The sequence below is a fragment of the Vicinamibacteria bacterium genome (assembly GCA_035620555.1).
GTDB lineage: Bacteria > Acidobacteriota > Vicinamibacteria > Marinacidobacterales > SMYC01 > DASPGQ01.
Map to the genome: position 1 here is coordinate 1 of DASPGQ010000088.1, position 2,899 is coordinate 2,899.

At 63.2% G+C, this 2,899-nt stretch carries 2 protein-coding genes; both read left to right on the forward strand.

What is annotated here, in order from left to right; translation table 11 throughout:
* Nucleotides 1–1,313: FtsX-like permease family protein (locus VEK15_03560; GenBank protein ID HXV59745.1), on the forward strand; the 1,313-nt coding region annotated here is incomplete at its 5' end.
* Nucleotides 1,314–1,964: 651 nt separating this feature from the next.
* Nucleotides 1,965–2,899: zf-HC2 domain-containing protein (locus VEK15_03565; GenBank protein HXV59746.1), on the forward strand; the 935-nt coding region annotated here is incomplete at its 3' end.

Below are 2,899 nucleotides of genomic sequence, written 5' to 3' on the forward strand. Positions count from 1 at the left end.
CCTCCGGGCTCTTCTTCGGGCTCTTTCCCGTCTTCAAGTACACGCGGCCGAATATGGTCGGCGCTCTGAAAGAAGGCGGCCGAACCTCGAGTGATGGCAGGGAGCGTCAGCGCGCCCGGGGGACGCTGGTGGTCGTCCAGATGGCTCTCGCGCTCGTGCTGCTAATCGGCTCGGGTCTCATGATCCGGAGCTTCCAGGCACTTCGACAGGTTCACCCAGGTTTCGTCAATCCTTCGGAAGTGCTGACGTTTCGGGTGTCGATTCCCAGTGCCCAGATCGAGGATGCCGATCAAGTACCCGGCCGATTCGAGCAGATTATGCGTCGGGTCGAACGGATTCCCGGCGTCCTGTCGGTCGGCATGTCCTCTTCCATCACCATGGACGATTACGACAGCAACGACCCGATATTCGTCGAGGAGTTTCCCGTCGAGGGCGGGAAGCTCCCTCCGATCCGGCGCTTCAAATGGATCTCGCCCGGCTACTTCGAGACCATGGGAAATCCTCTCGTCGCCGGTCGCCCGATCAGCTGGGATGACGTTCGCCTGATGGCGCCTGTCGTCGTGGTGACGGAGAACTTCGCTCGAGAGTACTGGAACGACGCGGTCTCCGCCGTCGGCAAGCGAGTTCGGGTCACTCCGCGCGACAAGTGGCGCGAGATCGTCGGGGTGGTCGGAAACGTCCACGACGACGGGGTCGACCAGGAGCCCACGACGGTCATGTTCTGGCCGATGTCGGTGACCGATTTCTGGGAAGAGATCGGCTTCGCCCAGCGCAACATGGCCTTCGCGGTACGGACGGCTCGCGCGGGCGAGGCAACGTTTCTGCAGGACGTCTCCGAGGCCGTGTGGTCGCTGAATCCCGACACGCCACTGGCGAACGTGCAAACGCTCGAGGAGATTCTCTATCAGTCGATGAGCCGCACGTCTTTTACTCTGGTGATGCTCGTAATCGCATCTGCCGTTGCTTTGCTCATCGGTGCCGTGGGGCTCTACGGCGTGATCTCCTACGGCGTCACCCAGCGAACCCGCGAGATCGGGGTACGCATGGCGCTCGGCGCCGAGACCCACAAGGTGAGCGGATTGTTCCTGCGCCAGGCGGCGACCTTGTCCGCCATCGGGGTTGCCGTGGGGATTACCTCCGCCTTCGGCCTTACGCGTTTGCTGAGCACTCTGCTGTTCAGCGTGAGCCCCGTCGACCCATTGACCTACGGGCTGGTTTCGCTCCTTCTGGTCGGGATAGCGCTTTCGGCGAGCTATCTTCCGGCTCGACGGGCTGCGAGCGTAGATCCGATCGAGGCGCTACGCTGGGAGTAATAGGCGCTCCCCAGGGCACAATGACAGACCTCTCGGGCCGTGGAGCGGCAAAGAAGGGCCTGGCCGAAAATGACGGCCAAAGTGGGCATGAAACCGCTTTCGAAAGCAGAGCTAGGCTCTGTCCGGGCTGAGCGAGGCCGAGGCTGCGCGGTTACTTGGCGTCGAAGCCGGTGCGGCTCACGAGTCGAGGAACCCACCTCCCGACGGGGTGTTCCACAACTCCGTCGACCTCGAGCCCAAGCTTCTCGGCTGACGCAGTGGACGAGCATGGGATTTTCGCGACCCGACGACTGCGACCCAAGGAGGGGAGATCAAGAGTAGAGCGAACACGATCAAGAGCGGCGATGGGTTCTCGACGTTCCAGAAGAAGCTCGCGCTCTCGCTGAGCCCCCATTGCTGTAACTTCAAAGAGAAGACTGTATCGTATCCGTATGGGTGAACGAGCGGGTAATCGAGCGGGTAGCCCGACACGACGCATGAGAGAAAAATCGCGAAGGCGGTGACGACAGGCAAGAATCTCAAGAGCATGACTTCCCCCCGAAAGTCTCTTGCTCCCGTGGTGAGGGTCCGTAGGAGCCCTAACCCGAGTTTAGGGTCACATGTGATGACGATTATGTCAAGTCACAACGTCCCGGCTGGGTAGAATACGGTATGAGCGAGAGGGCAGTGACTCCCGTCGAACAAGCGAGCAGGCGCTGGTTTCCGGCTTGGACGCTCTACGCCCGAGCCTTCAGCGGTAACCGCGTCGACGCGGATGACTACGTGAGGCGGGCGGTCTCAGGCCTGGCACGGCGCTCGAGCGAGATCTCCACCGAGGCGGCCGTCCACGCGCGAGTGCTCCATTCCATCCGCACTTCGGTCCTCGGATCGATGCGGCCGCGGGGCGCGGGGTTGGCGCCGAGCGTCCTCGAGCTCCTCTCACGAGATCGAGACGATGAGGAGATAGCGACCGCCGCGGGAACCGCGCTTCGGCGAGTCCGGCATCTTCCGCGCGAGCCCCGTCGCCTCATCGAGAGGGTCTTGCTGCGTCGACCGCCGCAATCGGTGGCTCGAGTGGCAGCGAGCGAGGGCAGGGACACCGGCTCGATCGTCGCGATGCTGGAGAGTGGTCTTCGTAACGTCGCGGCCGGAGTTCGACCGGGATCGAACGTTCGGGTGGCGAAGAGTCCGCCGGATGATTCTCACCCTTCCTTCCCGGAGCTCAGCGCCTACGTCGAGGGCTCGCTATCGGGTGACGAAGCCCGCTCCGTGGCGGCCCACGCATGCGCCTGCTCACCGTGTGGCGACCGCCTGGGCACGATGATCCTGTTGAAGGCGGCGTCGACCGAGAAATTTCGCCTTCCCCTTGTGCCGCGTTCCTACAGGCGTGCGGCAGCAGGTGCCCTGCTTGCTTCCCTGCTCGCGGTTCTCGGACTCATCGCGCCTCGGTTCATGCCGAATCCGTGGAAAGAGCACGCGGTCCGGGAGACCGTTCCCCGCTGGTTCCAACAGTTCTACTACCGTCCAGGAGACGCGCTCAGCGGGAACGAGGTCGCTCGGGGGTTGGCGCTACTCGTGGACGGTCGATACAGGGAAGCCGTCGACTG